Annotated in this window: 17 protein-coding genes and 1 other annotated feature (1 of these 18 cut by a window edge); of the genes, 12 read left to right on the top strand and 5 right to left on the bottom strand. The window is 41.8% G+C overall.

From position 1 onward, the window contains the following. Positions 1-149 (top strand) — a binding site (T-box leader) (it extends 61 nt beyond the left edge of the window). Between the two features lie 53 nt (positions 150-202). Then, positions 203-1,465 (top strand): tyrosine--tRNA ligase, encoded by a 1,263-nt coding sequence (gene tyrS, locus FZC88_RS19540; RefSeq protein WP_148996131.1) that lies wholly within the window; start codon positions 203-205, stop codon positions 1,463-1,465. Positions 1,466-2,119: 654 nt separating this feature from the next. On the opposite strand, the gene rpsD is transcribed toward tyrS, so the two are convergent. Further along, positions 2,120-2,722 carry a 30S ribosomal protein S4 gene (gene rpsD / locus FZC88_RS19535; protein WP_034765742.1) on the bottom strand — a complete coding sequence of 201 codons (603 nt, stop codon included), beginning with the start codon at positions 2,720-2,722 and terminating at the stop codon, positions 2,120-2,122. A gap of 347 nt (positions 2,723-3,069) precedes the next feature. Here rpsD and FZC88_RS19530 point away from each other — a divergent pair, with 347 nt between their 5' ends. From FZC88_RS19530 to megL, 3 genes are all read left to right on the top strand, one after another. After that, entirely contained in the window at positions 3,070-3,678 is a 609-nt protein-coding gene (locus tag FZC88_RS19530; RefSeq protein ID WP_148996130.1) for a hypothetical protein, read from the top strand. 41 nt (positions 3,679-3,719) lie between these two features. Continuing rightward, the gene (locus tag FZC88_RS19525) at positions 3,720-5,552 is read left to right on the top strand and encodes a sensor domain-containing diguanylate cyclase (RefSeq protein ID WP_148996129.1); all 1,833 of its coding nucleotides are present in this window, start codon (positions 3,720-3,722) and stop codon (positions 5,550-5,552) included. Between the two features lie 166 nt (positions 5,553-5,718). Beyond that, complete coding sequence (gene megL, locus FZC88_RS19520) at positions 5,719-6,900, top strand: methionine gamma-lyase (protein ID WP_148996128.1); 1,182 nt, start codon at positions 5,719-5,721, stop codon at positions 6,898-6,900. 241 nt (positions 6,901-7,141) lie between these two features. Here the strand turns inward: megL and FZC88_RS19515 are convergent, their stop codons facing one another. After that, entirely contained in the window at positions 7,142-7,627 is a 486-nt protein-coding gene (locus FZC88_RS19515) for a GAF domain-containing protein (protein WP_148970950.1), read from the bottom strand. 284 nt (positions 7,628-7,911) lie between these two features. Here FZC88_RS19515 and refZ point away from each other — a divergent pair, with 284 nt between their 5' ends. Then, positions 7,912-8,565: a forespore capture DNA-binding protein RefZ gene (gene refZ / locus FZC88_RS19510; RefSeq protein WP_148970949.1), complete on the top strand. Its 654-nt coding sequence runs from the start codon at positions 7,912-7,914 to the stop codon at positions 8,563-8,565. Between the two features lie 57 nt (positions 8,566-8,622). Here the strand turns inward: refZ and hisJ are convergent, their stop codons facing one another. Next, complete coding sequence (hisJ, locus tag FZC88_RS19505) at positions 8,623-9,411, bottom strand: histidinol-phosphatase HisJ (protein WP_148971034.1); 789 nt, start codon at positions 9,409-9,411, stop codon at positions 8,623-8,625. Positions 9,412-10,068: 657 nt separating this feature from the next. Between hisJ and ezrA the strand changes: the two genes are divergently transcribed. After that, complete coding sequence (ezrA, locus tag FZC88_RS19500; protein WP_148996127.1) at positions 10,069-11,763, top strand: septation ring formation regulator EzrA; 1,695 nt, start codon at positions 10,069-10,071, stop codon at positions 11,761-11,763. A gap of 65 nt (positions 11,764-11,828) precedes the next feature. On the opposite strand, the gene brnQ is transcribed toward ezrA, so the two are convergent. Then, positions 11,829-13,169 (bottom strand): branched-chain amino acid transport system II carrier protein, encoded by a 1,341-nt coding sequence (gene brnQ / locus FZC88_RS19495; RefSeq protein WP_148996126.1) that lies wholly within the window; start codon positions 13,167-13,169, stop codon positions 11,829-11,831. A gap of 342 nt (positions 13,170-13,511) precedes the next feature. Between brnQ and FZC88_RS19490 the strand changes: the two genes are divergently transcribed. The 6 genes from FZC88_RS19490 (at position 13,512) to rarD (ending at position 22,287) form a co-directional block, all read left to right on the top strand. Beyond that, positions 13,512-14,663 (top strand): cysteine desulfurase family protein, encoded by a 1,152-nt coding sequence (locus FZC88_RS19490; RefSeq protein WP_148970934.1) that lies wholly within the window; start codon positions 13,512-13,514, stop codon positions 14,661-14,663. Then, positions 14,660-15,871 carry a tRNA uracil 4-sulfurtransferase ThiI gene (gene thiI / locus FZC88_RS19485; protein WP_148996125.1) on the top strand — a complete coding sequence of 404 codons (1,212 nt, stop codon included), beginning with the start codon at positions 14,660-14,662 and terminating at the stop codon, positions 15,869-15,871. Before FZC88_RS19490 ends, thiI begins: the two co-directional genes overlap by 4 nt. A gap of 85 nt (positions 15,872-15,956) precedes the next feature. After that, positions 15,957-16,160 (top strand): alpha/beta-type small acid-soluble spore protein, encoded by a 204-nt coding sequence (locus FZC88_RS19480; RefSeq protein WP_044339433.1) that lies wholly within the window; start codon positions 15,957-15,959, stop codon positions 16,158-16,160. A gap of 1,166 nt (positions 16,161-17,326) precedes the next feature. After that, on the top strand, positions 17,327-18,910 hold the full coding sequence (gene mbcS / locus FZC88_RS19470; protein ID WP_148996124.1) for an acyl-CoA synthetase MbcS: 1,584 nt from the start codon (positions 17,327-17,329) through the stop codon (positions 18,908-18,910). Positions 18,911-19,694: 784 nt separating this feature from the next. Next, positions 19,695-21,296 (top strand): amidohydrolase, encoded by a 1,602-nt coding sequence (locus tag FZC88_RS19465; RefSeq protein WP_148996123.1) that lies wholly within the window; start codon positions 19,695-19,697, stop codon positions 21,294-21,296. Positions 21,297-21,369: 73 nt separating this feature from the next. Next, the gene (gene rarD, locus FZC88_RS19460) at positions 21,370-22,287 is read left to right on the top strand and encodes an EamA family transporter RarD (RefSeq protein ID WP_148996122.1); all 918 of its coding nucleotides are present in this window, start codon (positions 21,370-21,372) and stop codon (positions 22,285-22,287) included. A 165-nt stretch (positions 22,288-22,452) separates the two neighbouring features. On the opposite strand, the gene FZC88_RS19455 is transcribed toward rarD, so the two are convergent. Further along, positions 22,453-23,253, bottom strand: coding sequence for an NAD kinase (locus tag FZC88_RS19455; RefSeq protein WP_148996207.1), 801 nt, complete (start codon positions 23,251-23,253; stop codon positions 22,453-22,455). Between the last annotated feature and the right edge of the window lie 137 nt (positions 23,254-23,390).

The raw sequence follows: 23,390 nt of genomic DNA, 5'->3' as shown, positions 1-23,390 counted from the left end.
CTGTGAACTGACACAAATGGCCGATGAATTACATCCTGGAGCTTTTGCTGTGAACCCTAAGTAGCAGCAAACGGTTAAAGCCGTTATCTTTAATGAGTGAAGGATGTAATTCCTTAATTTGGGTGGTACCGCGCGACAGCGTCCCTGCATTTATGCAGGGACTTTTTTGTTGTCTTGTTTTACAAAAAAGGAGGAAAAGAACATGGATTTGATAAAGGACTTGGAATGGCGTGGAATCACGTATCAACAAACGGATGCTGAAGGGTTGAAGGACCTGTTGAATAAAGAAAGCATCTCCATCTACTGCGGGATCGATCCGACAGCAGACAGTATGCATATCGGGCATCTGCTCCCATTTTTAACATTAAGACGCTTCCAGAATCAAGGGCATCGTCCACTTGTGCTAGTGGGAGGGGCAACCGGCTTGATTGGTGACCCAAGTGGTAAAAATGAAGAGCGTAAACTGCAGACAATTGAAGCGATTCAGGGGAATGTAGCGAGCATAAAAGTGCAGCTGGAAAGCATCTTTGATTTCGAAGGGGAAAATGGTGCAGTGATGGTGAATAACTATGACTGGATCGGAGCGATGGATGTTGTCACTTTCCTTCGTGATTTCGGTAAGCATGTGGGTGTAAATTACATGCTGGCAAAAGATACGATCGCGTCTCGCCTGGAATCTGGTATTTCGTTCACTGAATTTACGTATACCATTTTGCAAGCCCTGGACTTCAATCATCTATACGACAACTACAATTGTAAGCTTCAAATCGGTGGGAGCGATCAGTGGGGGAATATCACGACTGGCCTTGAACTGATCAGACGTACCCATGAAGAAGAAACGAAGGCATTTGGTTTCACGATTCCACTCGTCACGAAAGCGGATGGAAGTAAATTCGGTAAAACCGAAAGTGGCGCGATTTGGTTGGATCCGAAGAAGACATCTCCTTACGAGTTCTACCAGTTCTGGATCAATGCAGCTGATGCAGATGTCGTGAAATACTTGAAATACTTTACATTCCTTTCACACGAAGAGATCGATGCTTTGGCACAGTCAGTTGAAACGGAACCTCACCTTCGCAAGGCGCAAAAGGCACTTGCTGAAGAAATGACAAAACTGATTCATGGCGAAGAAGCACTGGATCAAGCGATCCGCATCACACAAGCATTATTCAGTGGTGAGATTAAATCTCTATCAGCTTCTGAAATCCTAGAAGGATTCAAAGATGTTCCTTCATTCGAGCAGTCTAAAGGAGAAGAGATCGGATTGATCGACCTTCTCGTGAATGCGAAAATTTCACCATCCAAGCGACAAGCGCGTGAAGATGTCGGAAATGGTGCAGTATACCTTAACGGTGAACGTGTAACAGACCTTCAGCATGTGATGGGTGAAAAAGACATGATCGAAGGACAATTTACCATCATTCGCCGCGGAAAGAAGAAATATTTTAGAATTCAGTACGTATAATATTATTATTGAATCTGACAGTGCGGTATCCGTTTCTCTTTTGTGGAGCGGGTACCGTGCTTTTTTATCTTTAAGTAGTGCTCCTTAGGAGGTGCGCTGTATGGAAGAATGTACAGGAAGAAGTGAGTAGGGTTTAGTCGTGTTTATTCGACAAAAGATTCATAAATGTGGATTTCGGGTCAAAAATAGAGTAAACCGGTTCATATATCAGAATTCCGGTTCATAAATAGACGAAACCGGTGCATAAAACGGGATTCCGGATCATAAATGGCAGAAACCGGTTCATAAATCGGGATGCTCAATCATAAAGAGCTGAAATCCGTTCATAAATCAAATTACGGGCATTCAAAAAGAGATAAACCTCGCACATAACCCTAAATATTAGATCGTTATGGATAAAAACGGGCACGAGAGTATAAAATCACAATTACATATGCCATCCAATCACAACATCCAGATCCTCTCCCAACCTTAAAATCGTAGAATTGAATCTATTTCACCAAAAAAACATAAATTTTTCAGGTGCAGGCATGGACATAGATTTAGAATTTTTCAGGGCATACGGGAAAACATTCCTGCAATTCGATTAAAAAAGAAAAAACTATAAACAAAAAAACACTGCCCATAAAATGGACAGTGTCTTTCTTACAAAGATTAACGAGAGTAGAACTCAACGATAAGAGCTTCATTGATTTCAGCTGGTAATTCAGAACGTTCAGGAACGCGTGTGAATGTACCTTCTAATTTGTCAGCATCGAAAGTTAGGAATTCAGGAACAAAGCTGTTCACTTCCATCGCTTCTTTGATGATGTCAAGGTTACGTGATTTTTCACGAACTGAGATTGTTTGACCAGGAAGTACGCGGAATGAAGGGATGTCTACGCGAGATCCGTTCACTGTTACGTGACCGTGGTTAACAAGTTGACGTGCTTGACGACGAGTACGAGCTAAACCTAAACGATAAACAACGTTATCCAGGCGGCACTCAAGTAGCGCCATGAAGTTTTCACCGTGTTTACCTTGTAATTTGCCAGCTTGGTCAAATAGGTTACGGAATTGACGCTCAGTTACTCCGTACATGTGACGAAGTTTTTGCTTCTCTTGAAGTTGTAAACCGTACTCAGAGATTTTTTTACGTTGGTTAGGACCATGTTGTCCAGGAGCGTAAGGACGCTTTTCTAATTCTTTACCCGTACCGCTTAGAGAGATTCCAAGACGACGAGATAATTTCCAGCTTGGGCCAGTATATCGAGCCATGAATGACTCCTCCTTTATTGTTTTTATTTTGTTGTAAAATAAAAACACCTGTGAATAAACAATTATGTGTATTTTGTTTTCATGTACCTTCGCCCTAGCAGCAGAGGGTTACAAGATACACCTCAAAGTGTAGAGGAACAAAATACGATCATAAAGGACTTCACTGAAGCTGCATTATTTTACACAAAGAATATTATATGACGGGAGAGAATAGAAGTCAAGGAAGTATTTTAAGATGAATAGGTTTCATAGATTCTTGCGAGTGTTGTTCTCTAAACAAAATAGTCCAAAAGTCATTTCTTGTGATATAATAAAAGTTGGAAAATATGTTGAATAGGTGAATGTCGTTGAAAGAATCAAAAAGAGAAAAGACCCTTCGATTTGTATTGATCGGTCTGTGCGCCCTGGTTGTTTTCGGAGGGTTTGTTTATTCTTCCAATTCCTCATTACAAGTAGATGAGTCCGGACAATCGATCCATGCGGAGGTATTAACTGCAGGAAGTCGAGAGCAGAACCCCGTCATCGCCGTAGCAAAGATGGCTCGAGATCAGCCTGTCCTTATTATATATGAACTTGATAGAAGCAATCAGTATTATTTTAAGGTATTACATAGTGTGTCGTTACAGAAAAGAGTGAAAAAGATAGGACTCACCAAAGGTAAAGATGGAATATGGGTCCAATTAGATAAGAAGCAATGGGTGTTATTTTCGAAATCTTTAGAGGTTTTACAAGAGAAGAAGGATGCTCCATCTTCAGTGTTCTCAAGTGAAAAAACCTTTAAATATGATGAGCATCATCAGTTGATAGACATTTCCCTTATAGAGAAAGAAGACCCAATACAACTGGATTTGTCAGATCATAAAGCTGAACCCGTGGAAGTCCATTCCTTATCGGTGGATCAGCCTTTATGGCTCGTGGTATTACAAGAAGATCTGGTGCTGGCTCAAGGTCAATGATGTTAATAGTTTCACAAACCTTTTAGGTGTGGGTGAGGAAAATGTACGTTGTTCATAATTCATTGCTTGAATATAAGTCAAAGCTGTTTGATTTAATCTATGAAGAAATGTCAGTTGAATTGGGGCATTCTGCTCATTTGCAAAAGTGGCTGGCAATTATTAAAGACTGCCTTGAAATTGATCGGGCATTTTTATATTTTTATAGCGAGTCTGCCTATTTCTTATATCACCCCAGTGACAATGAGGAGGTTCCCCTCACTCTTGCTGAAACAAAGGAGAAATACATTTTTCGTCCTGTAATGGTTGAAGAAGCGGATGATTGCACCATCCGCTTTCACTTTACGAATAAAGATGGCAGTCCTCTGGCGATGCTTTTAGTAAAAAGAAATGAATGTAAAGAAGCAGCAGACGGTGGCTGGCTCGATTCCTTTTGGGAAGCCAGCAATCAGTTTTTACAGCATACAGGTGGAATCCAGACCGTACTAGAAGATGAAAAACGGTACAGGGAACTATTTAAAGTAACGGAGATCTTTCACTCCACAAGAGATGTCCATACGCTTCTGGTGCAGATCATTGAAACGTTGAAGCAGGTATTTCCAATCGATGAATTCCACTTGTTATTGTCTAACGACAGGTATGAATTCGGGACACTCCCCATTAAAAATTTTGACTTTGATCTTGCCAACGAGTCTGCCATGCAGGCATTTGTCAACGGGAGTATCGAAGTGAAGGAACAGGATGTCCTGTATGCACCTTTAAAAGGAAAACAGGGAATCTATGGCGTGCTCGAAGTGAAGTCAAAGGCCCATTTCACCTTTACCGAACAGAAGATCGAGTTCATTCGCTTGCTTGCCTATACGGCAGGGAATGCCCTTGAAAATGCCAAACTTTATGAACAGTCTAAAAGGCTCATTACCGATTTGCAGCTTATAAATGAAACCTCCCATCAGTTAAATTTGAATTTACGATTAACGGATACGGTCTTGTTTTTAAAGAAACAGATAAAACGATCCTTTCAGGCATCAGCCATCGGATTTGTTCTCCTTCAAAAAGGGGAGTGTGAAATACTGGAAGAAAGCTCTTCTGTTTTTTTTGAAGAAGAAGGTGAGAAGTATATCTCCTATGTTATGGGGAGAATCGAGAAGGAACGGGACGCCATCTTTTTAGGTGATGTAAGCGATCGATTCGAGGAGGGAGCGGTCTTTCCTTCCGTTATGGCCGTGCCCATGATTCAAAATGAAGCTCTGCTGGGGTTTTGCATAGTGTTACATAAAGAACCATACATGTTTTCATTTGACATGTACAAGCTGCTTCAGTCGTTTATCCATCATTCGACCCTGGCAATCACCAATGCAACCCTTCGTGAGAAACTGGAGCAAATGGTCATTACCGATCATATGACTAAATTATTCGCACGAAATTATCTAGATGATGAAATGGAATCTTCGATGAACAAGGATTCAGTGGGAACCTTACTATTGATCGATATTGACGATTTCAAGTCGATAAATGATAATTACGGCCATCAAATTGGTGATGAAGTCATTATCGGAGTGGCGAACCTGATTAAAGATATCGTAGGTCAAGATGGATTTGTTGCCAGATGGGGAGGAGAAGAATTAGCGGTCTATCTGCCTTCTCTTGACCATGAGGCCGGTTCTGACATTGCTCAATGCATTGTCGAGGAGATTCCTGTGAATACAGATCCTTCAGTGACTCTGTCCTGTGGATTATCCACATGGAGAGTAAGGGACGAACAGTGTCCCAAGTCTGTAAAGGAATTAGTAAAGAAAGCAGATGAAGCACTCTATCATGCGAAGAATAACGGTAAGAACCAGGTTGTGAAAGACTGTGATGGAATCATCCTGGAATAAGAGAGTTCCCGAACCCGTGAATGAGCCGCCGTGGCTTTTCCGGGTTCTTCTTTGTTGGACATTTTCCTTTATCACTTTAGTGTAACCGCTTTCTTTTTTGTTGTGGTTATCATATTCTAGAATAGTAGTTACTTAGACTTAAAGGGAATACTGGGAGGAATACTGTATGAAAGAAGAGAAGCGTTTTGAAACAAGGGTGATTCATGAGGGGTATGCATCATCTCAGCACTTTGATAGTTTAGCGCCGCCTTTATATCAAACTTCTACTTATACCTTTGCAAATGCGAAACAAGGGGAAAATCGCTTTGCCGGTGAAGAGGAAGGATATATATATTCAAGACTGGGTAACCCGACAGTATCGATTCTGGAAGACAGGATGGCATCATTGGAAGGGGGCGGGTCTGCCCTTGCCTTCGGTTCCGGCATGGCAGCTGTATCCGCCGTATTATTCTCCTTAACCAAATCAGGAGATCATATTCTTTGCTCTCAAGGGGTCTATGGCTGTACGTTCGGTTTACTTCAGCTGCTTCAAGAGAAATTCTCCATTCAACATGATTTCTCTTCCATGAGAACAGAAGAGGAAATCCGGGAGAAAATCACTGAACAAACGAGCTGTATTTATGTAGAAACACCCATCAATCCGACTATGCAGTTAATTGATCTTGAGCTTGTCGTGAAGGTCGCACGTGAAAAGGGAATTCCTGTAGTGGTAGATAATACATTCTGTTCTCCTTATTTACAACGACCGTTGGAACTTGGATGCGATATTGTCATCCACAGCGCGACGAAGTATATCGGCGGTCATGGAGACGTGGTCGCGGGGCTCGTTGTGGGATCACAGGAGAAGGTGGCAGAAATTCGCATGACGACTCAGAAGGATATTGGAGGAATCATTTCTCCTTTTGACGCATGGTTATTATTGCGGGGGTTAAAAACGTTAGCCGTGCGAATGGACCGTCACTGTGAAAGTGCAGAGAAGATTGCAGGTCTATTAGCCGAACATCCGGCAGTAGAATCTGTCATCTACCCGGGCCATTCCAATCATCCTCAACATGAGGTCATGAAGAAACAAATGAAGAAAGCCGGAGGAATGATTTCCTTTACGATAAAGGGTTCGAAGGAAGAGGCACAGAAGCTGATGGATGATCTAGAAATGATCAAGATCGCCGTGAGTCTGGGGGATGCAGAAACATTAATCCAGCATCCGGCTACCATGACTCATGCAGTCGTACCCGAAGAGTCAAGAAAAAGCATGGGAATCAGTGACACACTCCTAAGGCTTTCCGTAGGATTGGAAGCGCCGGAGGATATTTGGGATGATTTAGCTCAGGCGTTGGATAAGGCATAAGTAAAAAAGGAAGGAACCGGGCTGGTCGGTTCCTTCCTTTTTAGTGATGTGTGGTAATAATCGTGATTAGTGAGCTGCTGGTGTTCACAATTTGGCGCAATAAATGCTGAAAGTGGCACAACAAATGCCGAAAGTGGCACAACAACCTGCCAAAGTGGCACAACAACCCCTCCAATTGGACCAATCCTATGCAAAAAAATAATAAGACAGACCCTGTCGGCAGGGTCTATCAGAATGGAGTTTAAAGGTGGCGTAATAGTTCTTCCACAAAAATCTCCAAGTACTTCTGATCCTCTTCGTCAAATCTGGCTTTTTCAGGACTGTCAATATCCAGAACACCGATCAGTTTTCCATCTTTCACAAGTGGGACGACGATTTCTGATTGAGAGGCTGCATCACATGCGATATGTCCGGGGAATTGATGAACATCATCGATCAAAAGCGTTTTTTGTTCGCTTGCAGATGTACCGCAAACGCCTCTGCCAAGTGGGATCCTTACACATGCAGGAAGTCCCTGGAATGGCCCTAACACCAGTTGATTGCTTTCTTCTTCATATAAATAGAATCCTACCCAGTTAATACGGTCCATAAATTGATTTAAGAGGGCAGAAGCATTACTTAGATTCGCTATTTGATTTGGTTCGCCTTCTAATAAAGCTTTCAGTTGTTTCGTCACAAGACCAAAGCCCTGTTCCTTTGTACCTTGATATTTTTCTGCTTTAAACACCAACAACTCCCCCAATTCTACAAAATGTGCGTTATTTCATGTCCGTTTGTTTCCCCAAGCCCTCTGTACAACAAATCCTGTCGAGAAATACTTAAAGGAAATCCACATGAAAACACGAATTCTTTGTGTAAACAAACTATAATAGAAACATCTATTGAACCATTTTTAGCATAATTCATCGAAACCTTCAATGATTTAGATTTTTTCATCAAAAGATTTTTAATAGATTGAATTCTTGTCACTGTTTTTTTCATACGCCTATCATATTTGAAAGAAGGGGAAATATGAAAAAACTAGATACCTCCATATCGACGAAAGATGCCATTTTTCAAGCAGCCGTGTATTTGTTTTATGATCATGGCTTTGATGGGACCTCTGTCCGGGATATAGCAAAAAGAGCGAATGTTAACCCCGCTACCATCTCCTATTATTTTAAAGGAAAGCAGGGTGTGCTGGAAGCGTGCTTCACTCATTTCTTTGAACAGTATCTGCGCTTTCTTCAGGAAGAAGTGGAAGCCTTGAACTATGTAAGTGCGGATTTATGCTTAAAGCGGGCAGTGTACAAAATCTTGAAATTCCAAAGTGAACATCATCAATTATCCAGGTTCATCTGGAGGGAAGTTTCGATTGATTCGCAGGTTGTGCGTGAAATCATTTCTTCATATTTAATGAAAGAAAGACACTATATGAAGCGATTGTTTGAACAAGGGATGAAAGATCATGCCCTGAAGAAACAACCTGTCAGCTTTTTGGTGATTCAGCTCAAATCCATGCTGACGATGCCGTTTCTCAATAGCCAGCAACTAAGGGAAGTGTGGCAAATGTTCCCTCAGGAATATTATTTTATCGATCAATACTATAAAAATATCGATCAGTGGATTGATTTACTTCTCGTTTCTGAAGCGAAGGAAATCATGAAGACAGAACTCATTATCTAAGCAGTGAAAAGCAACAAAAGAACTCTTCGAAGTTAATAGAAGAGTTCTTTGTTTTTATCACAGCATCTCTGCTCTAGCTTGACCGAGACCTGCAGCTGTATGGGCATCGGAGCCATAAACGGTTTTGATTCCTAAAGAATGAGCTTGTTGGATGATTTCTGTTGGGGGATAGGGCTCACCACAGAAGGGCTTCACCAGGCCTGCCCCATTATAATCCAGTTCCAAATTTCTCGATGCCATTTCTTTTAATATCAAAGAAGTTTTATCTGAAAAGGCACGGGAAGCCGGATACAGCCTTTGAAATTTCTTTACGAGGGTCATATGGCCGATCCGCTTAGGCTTATAGGGTCCCAAGTCAGCTTTGATAGACTTTATTACCGTATCATAATAGTGTTCGTAAATCGCATCGACGGATCCGTAATAATCAATCATAGAATGGAATACATCAGGACTGTAGTCAAGGCAATCCCATTTTCCTCCGTGCTCTAAAAAATGGACGGAAAGAATACTATCATCCAATCCGGGTCCGTAAGTATTTAAAAATTCAGCGGTTTCTTCTTCAAAGCCTGCAATGTAATCGACCTCTAACCCTGAAAGAATCGTGATTTCACCTTTATATTTCTCCTTTAGGATATCCAGGATTTGAAAGTATTCCAAAAGATGTGATGGATCCATTCCGCTATCCTTGTCCGGGGTTGTATCTTCAAAGCTCTGGGGAAGTGGCGCATGCTCCGTAAAAGTTATAGCAGAATAGTTCAAAGAGAGCGCTCTTTCAATATACATTTCAAATGTATCGGCACTTCCATGAGGACAAAAAGGGGTATGAATATGTCCGTCCACTTTCACCAAAAGTCTTCACTTCCTTGTAAATAGTGATTAATTCTAAAAAAGGCTTTTTTCTTAAACAGTGTGAATTATAACATAGGACCTGCAAATGATCTGTTAACCAGTGTGTGCTCGATGGTAATTAAAACCATTTTTTGTCATTTGGTTTATTTTATCGTTCTCTTTACTGTTTCATTTTTTCTTAACGATAAGGGCGACCCAAATCTACTGTTATTTCCGCTCCTTTTTGGTTTAATTAGGCAGTAAGAATATAGAATCACAGAGTGGATTGGAGCGGAAGGCACTTGACTCCTGCGGGAAATAGAGGAAAGGTCGAGACCCCGCAGGGCAAAGCCCGAGGAGGCTTGACTTCCTCCCCGGGGAATCTTGTGCCTGTAGCGGAAAGGAACGGTCCCAATTTTCATACACCACTCATTTCAAAAAAATAACACAATTTTTAACGAAAACAGCCTGAAAAATAAAAAGTAATATTAAAAATACATAAAAAAAGTCTATTTTTCCTTGAATTTGCTGAAAATGACTTTTTATCACTGAAAAATTAGAAATTAATAGTCAAAAATTGTCGTTAACATGGTATCATTATAGCAATGAGAATTTATTAATGAAACATTCAAATTGATATAGATGTCTACTGAATAGTTGAACAGGGGGCTTAAGATGCAATACGTCATCGCTGGAATAATACTTATCTTAATCATATTCCTTATCGGATTTATCTCTAGAAAAAAATATTACGCTGAAATTGATCGCTATGAAGCTTGGAAAATAGATATTATGAACAAGCCGGTTTCAGATGAACTCTCCAAAGTGAAGCAACTGAATATGACGGGGCAAACAGAAGAATTGTTTGACGGTTGGAGACAAGGATGGGATGAGATTGTTGCGGTGCAGCTTCCTGATGTTGAAGAACTGCTATTCGATGCAGAAGAGTACACCGATAAATTTCGATTTACCAAAACGAAAGAGATCCTATCCCGAATCGACAAGGTCCTGACTGAGACCGAACAGAAAATCGAGCAAATTCTGACAGAGTTAAATGAACTGATCGGCAGCGAAGAGAAGAACCGTGAAGAAATTCAATCTCTTCAAGAAGACTATCGAAATAGTAAAAAGCAGTTACTTGCGTATCGTCATACATATGGTCAAACCGCTAAGTACATAGAGAACATTTTAGATAAGCTCTCTGAACAGATGGATCAATTCAATGACTTAACAGAGCAGGGGAATTATCTGGATGCAAGAGAAATAGTCCTTAGTCTGGCACAGGAAATGAAGGATGTTTCCTACAAAATGGAGACGGTACCGAAACTGATCACCGATTGTGAAAACCTTCTGCCTACACAGTTGTCCGAGCTTGAAGCGGGATACGTGGAGATGAAAGGTCAAGGATACAAGCTTGATCATATTGATGTAGAGAATGAGGTTGCATCCCTGAAGGATACCTTGCTCCACTTTAATAAAAATCTTGAAGAACTGAAGGTAGAAGAGGTAGAAGAAGGAATTCAGGAAATTAAAGTAAAGGTCGAGAACCTTTATGATTTACTGGAAAAAGAAGTACATGCCAAACATTTTGTCCAACAGTATAAAGATCAGACGACTGAAGGATTGATCAAGGCAAAGGAAGATAATGAAGATATTCAATCCGAAGTAACGCTTGTGAAACAAGGCTACCATCTTCAAGATGCGGACCTTGATACACCGTACGAAATTGAGACGAAGATCATTCAGCTTTCAAAGCGTCACGAAATGTTGATGAATAAAGAAGAATCGAATGGAACTGCGTACTCCTCACTAAGTGATGAGCTGAAAGAAATCCGAAACGGCCTGGAAGAATTGGATCGTGAACAGAGTGAGTTCTCCATCTACTTACAAAACTTGCGTAAGGATGAACTGGCAACCCGCGAAAAAATCCAGGAGCTTAAGAAAAAGGTGGCTGAAGCGAGCCGCATGATTTCAAAGAGTAATGTACCCGGCTTACCTGCTGATTACAAGGATCTTCTCGATGAGGTCCATCGGAAGATTGAGCAAGTGAATGCCAGCTTAACCGAAAAGCCTTTAAACATGAAGTTTGTTCAAGAAACACTACTTGGAGCAGAAGACACTGTCGATCATTTTTACACGAAGACGGGAGATCTGATCGAAAACGTACTTCTATCCGAGAAAATTATTCAATATGGAAATCGCTACCGCAGTAAGTATAGTTCAGTCAGGGATGGTCTTCAGTCTGCTGAAGAATCCTTCCGTCAATACGATTACCGCAAAGCATTGGAAGAAGCGGCAACAACGATTGAAAAAGTAGAGCCGGGTGCTCTTAAGAAAATCGAGAAAATGATGGATATTAAGGAAAAATAATAATCATCATAAATAAAAAGGACTGATTTAGAATGAATTTCTAAATCAGTCCTTTTTTCATGTAATCAACTGGCTTCAATCGTACGCTTTGTCTGCCCCGCAAGTGCGGCAATTACGAACCCAATGATTGCACCGATCATAGCAGGCACTAACCAGCCGATCCCTTGTGTATAGAAAGGAAGGAATTCAAGCGATTGACTGATGGCAGTCACGTCAATCCCGGCGGTTTTAATCCCATCAATTAAACTGATCAAGCCTGTTGGAATCAGGGCTCCCACGTAGACGAGAGAATATCCGTGAAATCCATTGTGCATGAACGACAATAAGATCAATACGATGGCCAATGGATAGATGAAGATGAGTACCGGTAATGATACAGCAATCAGCTGAGTCAACCCAATATTGGCAATAATCATACTAAATACAGACATGATGATCACTAGCTTCGGATATGATACAGGGAGAATCTTTGCGAAATATTGTGAACATGCAGAAACTAGTCCGACTGACGTAGTAATACATGCAAACGTGATCGCCAGTCCCAGGATGATTGTTCCTGAAGAACCGAATAAATGACTTGCTGCCGCTGATAGAATGGCACCACCGTTAGCTTGGGTACCGATGGAATCTGTACTTGTAGCTCCAATGTAACTTAAAGATAAATAAACAAGTGCTAAACCGATGGCAGCGATGACCCCTGCAATGATCGTTATCCGAGTCAGGTTTGCTTTACTCGTCACACCACGGTCTTTAATGGAATTAATGACAACAATCCCGAATACTAGAGCCGCGATGGTATCCATCGTCAGATACCCCTCAATGAATCCCTTGAACAGCGCTCCATCCTGATAAGCGGGGTTAGGTGCTCCGAAATCTCCCATAGGAGTTACGATACTCTTGACCACTAAGATCGTAAGGATCACGATCAGGGAAGGTGTTAAAATCTTTCCGATTCTGTCCACGAGCTTTGAAGGATTCATCGCAAGCCATGCGGTTAATCCAAAAAAGATGATCGTATAAATGAATAAAGGAGTTCCGTATTTTGCAACATCTTCAGGTAAAAATGGGATCACTCCGATTTCATAGGCAACTGTACCGGTTCTAGGAATCCCGAAAAATGGTCCGATGGCCAAATACATCACAATGGTGAAGACTAGTCCATATAAAGGATGAACTCGATTTGCAAGTGTCTGAAGATCTCCTCCAGATTTGGCGATGGCGATAACACCCAATAAAGGAAGTCCTACTCCTGTAATGAGAAATCCGAAAATACCGGTCCACACATGTTCCCCGGCCTGCTGACCTAAAAAGGGCGGGAAAATCATATTGCCTGCTCCGAGGAAAAGAGCAAAGAGCATTAATCCTATAGTAAAGATTTGGCTGAATGACAGCGCTTTCTCATTCATATATAACCCTCCGTTTGTAATCGTTATCATAAGCAAAATTATCTTATCATAAGATTGTAGAAAAATGTCGAAATACTAAATAGTCTTACAATTTAGTATATTTAAATAACTTTTGCGATTATTTCCTTTATGATTCTCGCAAAAATTCTGTCATTTTTCAATGATTATTTTTGGAAATTGCTAAAAATTCTCGAATGATCTTAGAAAATTAGTATTGCTACAATAATATCCTGCCATGCATGTTGAATAAGATTTGGGTTCAGAATGATTTATGGTAAGATTAATGATTGAATATATTACTGTGAAATCCGCAGGTCACCATAAGTAAAAGAAGGTGAAATCTTGATTTATTTAGATAATAGTGCAACAACCAAGCCATATAAGGAAGTATTGGATACATTTCTTAAAGTGAATGAACACTTTTATGCTAATCCTTCATCGATTCATTCCTTTGGAGGGCGTATTGAAAAATTAATTCAACAGTCCAGGGAACAAGTGGCCTCATTATTAGATATAAAGCAGAAAGAGGTATTCTTCACCTCTGGTGGAACAGAATCGAATAACCTGGCGATAAAGGGGACGGCTTTACAATACGGGCACAGAGGGAAACATATTATTACCACGAATATAGAGCACCCTTCCGTCCGGAGTGCCGTTAAACAATTAGAGTTATTCGGGTATTCAGTGACATACCTCGATGTCGATGCGCAAGGAAGGATTCAACCTGAACAAGTAAAAGACGCGATCCAGGAAGACACCATTCTCGTCTCTGTCATGCAGGTGAACAACGAAATCGGGAGTGTTCAGCCGATCAGGGAAATAGGGATGCTGCTTTCTGACTATCCAAAGATCCTTTTTCATGTTGATGCTGTTCAGGCATGCGGGAAGGTCCCCCTTATTCTCCACGAAAGGCATATTGATTTATGCAGCATTTCCGCTCATAAAATACATGGCATTAAAGGAACTGGAATGCTCTATGTGAGGGACGGACTTGAGCTATCCCCTATCATTTCAGGTGGGGAGCAAGAAGGGAATCTCAGAAGCGGTACGGAAAACACAGGTGGAATCGTGTCATTTGCAAAGGCATTAAGGATGCACCTTACGGAAAGTAAACAACAGCTTCCTATGATGGAGGAAAACCAGCGATATTTAAGAAAAGAACTGGAAAGAATGGAAGGTGTGACCGTTCATACACCAGTGGAGCACCATGCTCCTCACATCCTTAACTTTTCTATAGAAGATTTCAAAGGTGAGGTCGTCGTTCACGCATTGGACTTGCATGAGGTGTTCGTGTCCACAACAAGTGCATGTTCATCAAAGCAAAGTAAGCCAAGTCGAACCCTTCTATCGATGGGTGTTTCAAAGAGCCAGGCGAACAGCTCCATTCGTATCAGTCTATCTTTTCACAATACGATGGAAGAGTGCCGTCAGTTCATACAGTTACTAAAAAAAGAAATAGAACAATTACAAAAGACAATGAGGAGATCACGATGAATTATAATCGCATACTAGTCAGATACGGTGAAATTTCAACAAAAGGCAGAAACCGAAAGATGTTCACGGCCAAGTTACGGGAAAATATTCTGCAGGCATTGAAAGATTTTCCCACGATTTCAGTTTCAGCAAGCCGGGATCGATTGCATATCCAATTAGGGGAAGAGAACGGGGAAGAAATCATTCCAAGATTGGAGAAAATCTTTGGAATCCAATCCTTCAGTCCGGTTGTAAAAGTGGCTCAGGATATCGAGGAGATCAACCAAGCAGGATTAGCCCTCGTTCAAAAGAGTTTCACACCAGGGAAAACGTTCAAGGTGTCTGCCCGCAGAGCGGATAAAAAGTTCTCCATGGATACAAACGAATTGAATTACGAAGTCGGATCCTATATCCTCCGAAATATGGATGGATTAAAAGTGGATGTGAAAAATCCAGATATCAACCTTAATGTAGAAGTTAGAAAAGAGGGTGTCTATCTCTCCTCTGAAATTTATCAAGGCTCAACGGGGATGCCGGTTGGCGCAAGCGGAAAAGCGATGCTCATGCTATCAGGAGGCATCGATAGTCCGGTTGCCGGGTATTTAACGATGAAACGAGGCGTCGAAATAGAGGCGGTCCATTTTCACAGCCCACCTTTTACAAGTGAGCGGGCAAAGCAAAAGGTGATCGATCTTTCCAAGAAACTGTCTGCATTCAGTGGAAAGGTGAAGTTGCATATCATACCGTTCACGAAAATTCAGCAAACGATTCATGATCAGGTTCCTGAAAATTACACGATGACTTCAACGAGACGTATGATGCTCCGAATTGCTGATGAGATTCGTGAAAAGAATGAAGGATTGGCCCTGGTGACCGGGGAAAGTCTTGGACAGGTAGCGAGTCAGACGTTAGAAAGCATGCAGGCCATTAATGATGTGACAAATACACCGGTACTCAGACCGCTCATCGCCATGGACAAGCTTGAAATCATTGATATCGCTCAAAAGATCGATACACATGATATCTCGATTCTTCCATATGAAGACTGCTGTACCATCTTCACGCCACCTGCTCCAAAAACAAGACCTAAAAAAGATAAAGTGACGTATTATGAAAGCTTTGTTGATTTTGATACTCTTATTAAAGAAGCCGTCGAAGGTACGGAAACCATCACCATTGATGGATCCACAGGTTCAAATGTAGAAAAAACCTTTGACGAACTACTCTAAAAATTTAGGATTATTTACCAACAATTTTCTTTGCATGAAGCCATGTGTTTTTACACAATCTATACTCACAAGGAGGTGAAAACACATGGCAAACAGAAGTTCAAATCAATTAGTAGCTCCAGGAGCTCAACAAGCAATCGACCAAATGAAATACGAAATCGCTTCAGAATTCGGAGTTCAACTTGGTCCAGATGCAACAGCACGCGCTAACGGTTCTGTAGGTGGTGAAATCACTAAACGTTTAGTTCAAATGGCTGAACAACAAATCGGTGGCGGATACGCAAAATAATTAAATACAATGGCTACAAGGAGCGAGATTCTCTCGCTCCTTTTTAATTTTTTCTTTTTGGCTCTATTAAAGTCTAATGTTGTTTTTTACTATGATGAAAGAGGCTGGAACAAAACTAAAAAACCACGATATAAAGACGAACAATAGGTAGTCTTAATACCGCTAATGATTTCCGTGCAAGACTACGCTTTCCGCGGGTAGCTCGTGAGCCTCCTCGGCAAGCCTGCGGGTGGAGAAATGCGGAGGGGCTTCGCTCAGAGGCCTTATGACACTTGCTTCTAAGCCCTATAGCTGGACAAGTCTCACATAAGTTACTTTTCCCGAGGGAGTCTTCGTCTTGCACTCCAATAAACCGCTGGAAATAGCTAAAATTAAATGTACGAAAATAAATAATAGACCGAATAAATATGCCTAATAGCCAGCAGATCTGTTCGTGTTTTTCTTAGACTAAAACACTTTAGTCCCAGCCTCTTTAGGGTGTTATTCAACTAACTTCTATAATGAAATAATTTTTAATGCTTTTATTGTTCTCTATGATTTTCCGTGAATCACTATGTAATTGATAACGGGTGTAGAATTACCATTCATATTCAATATTATAAAGGTTGGTTTTATCGATTAAATGCCGTTAAGTTTGTTTCTGGGAAAAATCGTAAAAATATCTACAATAGGAGCTTTCTGGTGTTTTTCAAAACGCAATTAGGTAGCCGGAATAAGAAGCACAGAGTGGATTGTAGCGGAAGGCACTTGACTCCTGCGGGAGATAGAGGGAAGGTCGAGACCCCACAGACGGAACGTCGAGGAGGCTCGACTTCCTCCCCGCGGAAAGCAAGTGCCTGGAGCGGAAAGGAACGGTCCAAGGTTTCACACTACAACTCATTCAGAAGATACAAGGTTCACCGCCAGCCCCGTGAAAAGCGAGCATCCTGTAGCGGAAATCAACTATTACTTTCTTCTTTAAGATAGCTAGAAACTTTAAGACAAGAGCCTTTTTCTTTGAAAGTTGATGTTATTTTTTGATCGGATTTTGTAAATCACCCCTGATTTATGACCCTTTTGTCGAAAATCCTCATAATTTGTAGTTAGGAAAAATATAAACGAATAATTTAAAAAATTTGAATTATTTTGTATAATAGAGGAGAATCGACAAACAAGGGGGAGCCAGAATGAAGAGAGAAGAACTTATTGCACCAGAAAAGTACAATTTAGTAGAGGAAGTAGAGAAGTACGCAGGTGATCAACAGAAGCTTGCAATTAAATGGGAAAACGAAGAGGGAACGAAAGCAGAAATCACCTACCGGGAATTATTGAACAATGTAAATAAAATTGGAAACGTTTTCTTGGGTTCGAACCTGGTAAAAGGCGATGTCATCCTTGTGATGGTTCCACGTTTAATCGAAGCGTACGCTGTGTACCTTGCTGCTCTTAAATCCGGGCTCGTGGTGATCCCAAGTTCAGAAATGCTTAGAACAAAGGATCTTGAATACAGAATCGACCACGGTGACGTGAAAGGAATTGTAGCTTACTCTCCATTTGTTGAGCAGTTTGAAAACGTAAGAGGAATGGAAAATCTCCAAAAGTTCGTTGTGGGGGACAAACAAGAAGGATGGATTGCATTAGAGGATGAAATGAAAACAGCTTCTGAAGAATTATCCTTCGCTGATACAAAGCGTGATGATATGGCGTTCCTTTCTTATACGTCAGGTACGACTGGAAACCCTAAAGGAGTTGTCCATACTCATGGCTGGGCATACGCTCACTTGAAGACGGCAGCCCGTGAATGGCTATCCATTGATGAGGGAGACACGGTTTGGGCTACTGCAGGTCCGGGGTGGCAGAAGTGGATATGGAGTCCGTTCCTGTCTGTACTGGGATCCGGAGCCACTGGACTTGTGTATCAAGGTAAATTCGACCCTAATAAATATCTTCAATTGCTTCAGGACAATGGAGTCAATGTTCTGTGCTGTACACCAACAGAGTATCGCCTGATGGCCAAAGTGGATAATCTCGGATCTTATAAACTAAATCAATTACATAGTGCAGTATCGGCTGGAGAACCATTAAACAGGGAAGTCATCGACGCCTTTAAGAGACATTTTAATATAGAAGTCCGTGATGGTTATGGCCAAACCGAAAATACGCTCCTCGTCGGTATCATGAAAGGCATGGAGCTGAAACCGGGCTCAATGGGGAAACCAACTCCAGGAAACAGAGTGGAAATCATTAACGAGGAAGGGTATCCATGTGAAGTCGGAGAAGTCGGGGATATCGCGGTTCATGTAGAAACACCTGCTCTATTCAAAAATTATTATAAAGATCCCGAGCGGACTGCGATGCAATTCAGAGGGGATTATTACATTACAGGTGATAAAGCGAAAAAGGATGAAGATGGCTACTTCTGGTTCGAAGGAAGAGGAGACGATATCATCATCAGCTCCGGATATACCATTGGACCATTCGAAGTGGAAGATGCCTTAGTCAAGCACCCATCGGTTCAGGAGTGTGCCGTTGTAGGAAGTCCCGATGAAGTAAGGGGACTGATCGTGAAAGCCTTTGTCGTACTGCGAAATGATGTGAATCAAGAGGATCCCGAATTGATTCCTGCTCTACAGCAGCATGTAAAAGACTTAACAGCACCGTACAAATACCCGCGTAAAATTGAATTTGTGAGAGAATTGCCGAAAACAACTTCAGGAAAGATTAGAAGAATCGAGCTGAGACAAAAAGAAATGAGTTCAGTTAAAAACTAATCAGGGATAGGGAGCCTTTAGGGCTCTCTATTTTTATGAAAAGGCTTTTTTTGTAAAGTTTGTTGCTTATTGTAGATGGAGAAAGTAATAGTTGATTTCCGCTACAGGATGCTCGCTTTCCGCGGGGCTGGCGGTGAGCCTCCTCGGCTGCGCCTGCGGGGTCTCACCTGTCCAGCTACGGGGCTTAGGGGCTCGAGGTCATAAGCCAAGTCTGCCAAAAAGGCAAAGAGCGCCTTTCCGGCAGACTCGACTTATGCTTGTCGCCCCAAGGCAAAGCCCCTCCGCTTTTCGTACTGTCCAGCTATTCCCGCAGGAGTCGATCATCCTTCCGCTCCAATCAACTTTCTGAGCATGAATCCTTAATGGAAAACAATTAAAACAAGAATTTTAGTAAACAATCTCATTTAAGGGTATGTAGAGATTGATTTACCTTTTAAGGAAGAAGAATTTTTTTAGTTACTTTGTTTTCTTGCACACCTTGAAGCTCTGTCAAGAAAATTCTGTTAAAGATGGTGAGGGGAACTGCGTAGACTCCTGCGGAAGTACGGACGTGCCGAGACCCCGGAAGCGAAGCTGAGGAGGCTCGGCCGAACGTCCGCGGAAAGCGGAGCAGTTCCCCTCACCATCCAGCAAAAACTGGTTGACAGAGCCCTCGCAGATACTATTTTAGAATACAACAATCTTTATGAAAAGAACCTTATGAAAAAGCTTTCTCTTTCAGATTCCTCCTATAATATGGTACATTTGAAAAACAGAATTTTTTTGTAAAGAAGGGGTAAACATCATGGGCACTTTATGGAAAAACGGAATCATTTATACAATGCAAGAAGAAGGACATCACGTTGAAGCCGTCTACACGGAAGATGGGGTCATCAAAGGAGTGGGCTCATCTGAAGACCTGGTGAAGAATGAACAATTCACGATTGAGTCCGAAGTAGATCTTGGACAAAAAGTGATGTTTCCCGGGTTTGTCGATAGTCACATGCATCTGATCGGGCATGGCGAAACGTTAATGAGGCTGGATCTTTCCAGTATGAATAGTAAGCAGGAAGTATTAGAGGCAATAAAAGAAAAAGCAAATGGGCTCATGAAAGGTGAATGGGTCATTGGCGAAGGCTGGAACGAAAACCTCTGGAGTGATGCGGCGGTTTTAACCAAGCAGGAAATTGATGAAGTTTTACCGGATCATCCTGTACTCCTGAAACGCATTTGCCGTCATGCCATGGTGGTGAATTCACCCGCTTTAAAAAATGCAGGTATCGATGAGGGGACTCCCGATCCTTCCGGTGGATTGATTGAGAGGGATGAAGCTGGTGAATTAAACGGATTGTTAAAGGATAAGGCTCAGGATCTGATGATCGATGCATTACCGGCCATCTCCTCTGAGTATCTTGTAGGTGCCCTGACGAAAGGAATCGAAAGCTGCTGGGAGCACGGACTGGTAGGTGGACATACAGAAGATTTAAGCTACTATGGAAACTTTAAGAAAACGTATGATGCATTTGTACAAACAATCACCGAGGGCAAGAAGAAATTCAGGGCTCATCTATTGGTTCATCATGAAGTGATTGAAGATTGGAAGGAAGATGGTCACCATTTCCTCAGCGGCAATCAATTTATTGAATTCGGTGCCATGAAGATCTTTGCTGATGGGGCTTTAGGCGGCCGGACTGCCCTATTAAGCTATCCATATGCCGATGACCCAAGCACAAGCGGAGTCAGCATCCATACAAACGAAAAACTCCTTGAACTTGTGAAGAAGGCTAGAAAGTATGATCTTCCGATTGCCGTTCATACGATTGGAGATCAGGCTTTTGAAAATGTACTCGATAGCATCATGAAAGTGCCATCTCACTTTGGAAGACGGGATCGACTCATTCATGCCCAAATCCTCCGTAAAGAGCTGATCGAGAAGATAAAGGATCTTCCGTTAATTCTTGATATTCAACCAAGGTTTGTTGCGTCGGATTTCCCTTGGGTAGTCGAGAGACTTGGAGAGGAAAACATGCAGTATAACTATGCGTGGAAAACACTTCTTGAGGAAGGCATCCCATGTGCCGGTGGATCTGATGCGCCAATCGAGCCGATTAATCCGCTTTGGGGAATTCATGCGGCGGTTACGAGAACGAATCCATTGGATCCTGACAAAACAGAGTATCGCCCTGAAGAAAAGCTTACGATGTATGAAGCCCTCTCCCTGTTTACAAAGGGAAGTGCCTATGCCTGTCACCATGAAAGTGACAGAGGGCAGATACGTGAAGGATTTACGGCGGACTTTACCGTTTTAGACATCGATCCGTTCAAAGTGGATGCCGATCAATTGTTAAACAAAGTAGTAGCTATGACGGTGGTAGACGAGACCATCGTTTATAAAAAAAATAAATAATCATTGCCCCCAAAACTTTTCATGGATATAATGGAGATATTTCGGAAATAGAAATAGTTTTGGGGGTGTTTTTATGAAGCAAAACGATCAAGCTGGAATCATCTACACAGCTTTTTCATATTTTTTATGGGGAATTCTCCCGATCTATTGGAAATGGTTGAATCATGTTTCCGCCTATGAAATTCTCGCTAACCGCATTTTTTGGTCCTTTTGGTTTATGCTACTATTTTTATTCGTAAGTAAACGCTGGAAGGACTTTTCCTTATATTTAAAAACATCTCTTACGAAAAAGAAGCAGCTGTTTGCATTACTACTCGCTTCTTTATTGATCAGTACGAACTGGTTCATTTATATTTGGGCCGTGAATACAAATCAAATGGTGGAAGCGAGCCTGGGGTATTATATTAATCCCCTGGTGAGCGTATTGTTAGGGGTATTTATCCTGAAGGAAAGCTTGTCAAAAGCTCAAATGGTCTCATTTGGTTTGGCCGCGATCGGGGTTCTGATTCTCACGATTTCCTACGGTGATTTCCCATGGATCGCTATCGGTCTTGCATTCTCTTTCGGGTTATACGGATTAGCCAAAAAGCTCATCCAAGTCGAATCATCCATCGGCCTGACCCTGGAAACCCTGACCATCGCTCCAGTGTCCCTACTCTACCTGGGCTACATGTACAATGAAGGTTCCATGTCCCTATTCCATGTATCGTTAGGGACGGACCTCTTATTGATGGGTGCGGGGGCGGTAACCGCCATCCCTTTATTGTTCTTTTCAAAGGGTGCTCAACAAATCCCGCTTTATATGGTCGGATTCCTGCAATACATTGCACCGACCCTCACATTGATTCTCGGCATATGGGTCTATAACGAAACATTCTCATTCACCCATCTCATTTCGTTTATGTTCATATGGCTCGCCTTAACCATCTTCACAGCTTCAAGAGTGCAATACGCCCGAAAGCGAAGACGGGAAGCGAGATTATCCGCTTGATAAAATGCGAAAAGCTCCAGCATGTGCTGGAGCTTTTTGTATAGGGACGGACCTTGGTTTTGTTCACAATTTGGAACAACAAACGGGGAAAGTGGCACAAGTTTGGCTGGTTTTGGCACAACAGAGAGGAAAATGGGGTTCTGATACCCATTCGGAACCATTTTTTTATAAGAACGAACGCTTCACTTTCTCCCAGAACGAATTATCCTTCAATTTCACGGTTTTAATGATTTTATCGCTTAACTTCGCTTCGACTTTTTCTACGTGTTGAATGCTAAGGGCCTCATTGTCCATCCCCATTGCAGGGTAGTCATTACCGTCCTGAACGATCTTAAGAACCAGGCGGCGCTTATCGCTAAGAATGAAGGAAGACCCAAGCGTACGGTAGCGGTTATTATTCAAGGACGCCATCTCACTCACTTGAATGCAAGGCAGCATCGGATCCACGACTGCTCCGCTGACCGATTTATTATAAGCGGTACTTCCCGTCGGAGTCGCTATGATCATCCCGTCTCCCCGGAACGTTTCGAAATGATTATCATCGATGAAAACGTCCATGACGAAGGTTTTGATGATGCCGGAGCGGATGCTGAATTCATTCAGGCAATGGAAGGAGGTTTGGTTATCGACGGTAATTTCAATGGTCGGATATTTGCGTACCTCGATTTGCTCGGTTGTCATCGCTTCAATCATTTTGGATGTGTCATCAATATGGAAGTCGCAATACATACTCAGGGTGCCACCTGTAGAAATGCCTGCATACAAGCAATCCTGTCTGAAGCCGGTTTGGCGGACGGCCTGAAGAAACGTTCCATCCCCTCCGATACTGACGATGATATTCGCTGTCTTTGGAGAATCGACAATGTTGAAATCATAACGGGTGGCAAGCTCGTATAATCGGTCCAGCTTTGTTTGCATCCCTTTTTCATTTAAGGCATAGAAATAAATATTTCGACGGTTATTCATCATATGTAGTACCTCCCTGAAATAAAAAATAAGATAATTTTTCCCATTTCCATGAAATTTTGCTAGAATCTAACTTAGTGAATATTCTATCATGTTTTTACATGAGAATGATATTTATATCCTTACATAAGATAGGG

It is taken from the genome of Rossellomorea aquimaris (assembly GCF_008180865.1).
In the GTDB taxonomy this organism is placed as follows: domain Bacteria; phylum Bacillota; class Bacilli; order Bacillales; family Bacillaceae_B; genus Rossellomorea; species Rossellomorea yichunensis.
The sequence above is the reverse complement of the archived record's forward strand: the minus strand, read 5'-3'. Positions and strand labels throughout refer to the sequence as shown.

Bases quoted from the DNA above. Each gene is read 5' to 3' on its own strand.
- tyrS (WP_148996131.1), top strand. From the start codon at position 203: ATGGATTTGATAAAGGACTTGGAATGGCGTGGAATCACGTATCAACAA.
- rpsD (WP_034765742.1), bottom strand. From the start codon at position 2,722: ATGGCTCGATATACTGGCCCAAGCTGGAAATTATCTCGTCGTCTTGGA.
- FZC88_RS19525 (WP_148996129.1), top strand. From the start codon at position 3,720: ATGTACGTTGTTCATAATTCATTGCTTGAATATAAGTCAAAGCTGTTT.
- megL (WP_148996128.1), top strand. From the start codon at position 5,719: ATGAAAGAAGAGAAGCGTTTTGAAACAAGGGTGATTCATGAGGGGTAT.
- refZ (WP_148970949.1), top strand. From the start codon at position 7,912: ATGAAAAAACTAGATACCTCCATATCGACGAAAGATGCCATTTTTCAA.
- ezrA (WP_148996127.1), top strand. From the start codon at position 10,069: ATGCAATACGTCATCGCTGGAATAATACTTATCTTAATCATATTCCTT.
- brnQ (WP_148996126.1), bottom strand. From the start codon at position 13,169: ATGAATGAGAAAGCGCTGTCATTCAGCCAAATCTTTACTATAGGATTA.
- thiI (WP_148996125.1), top strand. From the start codon at position 14,660: ATGAATTATAATCGCATACTAGTCAGATACGGTGAAATTTCAACAAAA.
- FZC88_RS19480 (WP_044339433.1), top strand. From the start codon at position 15,957: ATGGCAAACAGAAGTTCAAATCAATTAGTAGCTCCAGGAGCTCAACAA.
- mbcS (WP_148996124.1), top strand. From the start codon at position 17,327: ATGAAGAGAGAAGAACTTATTGCACCAGAAAAGTACAATTTAGTAGAG.
- FZC88_RS19465 (WP_148996123.1), top strand. From the start codon at position 19,695: ATGGGCACTTTATGGAAAAACGGAATCATTTATACAATGCAAGAAGAA.
- rarD (WP_148996122.1), top strand. From the start codon at position 21,370: ATGAAGCAAAACGATCAAGCTGGAATCATCTACACAGCTTTTTCATAT.
- FZC88_RS19455 (WP_148996207.1), bottom strand. From the start codon at position 23,253: ATGAATAACCGTCGAAATATTTATTTCTATGCCTTAAATGAAAAAGGG.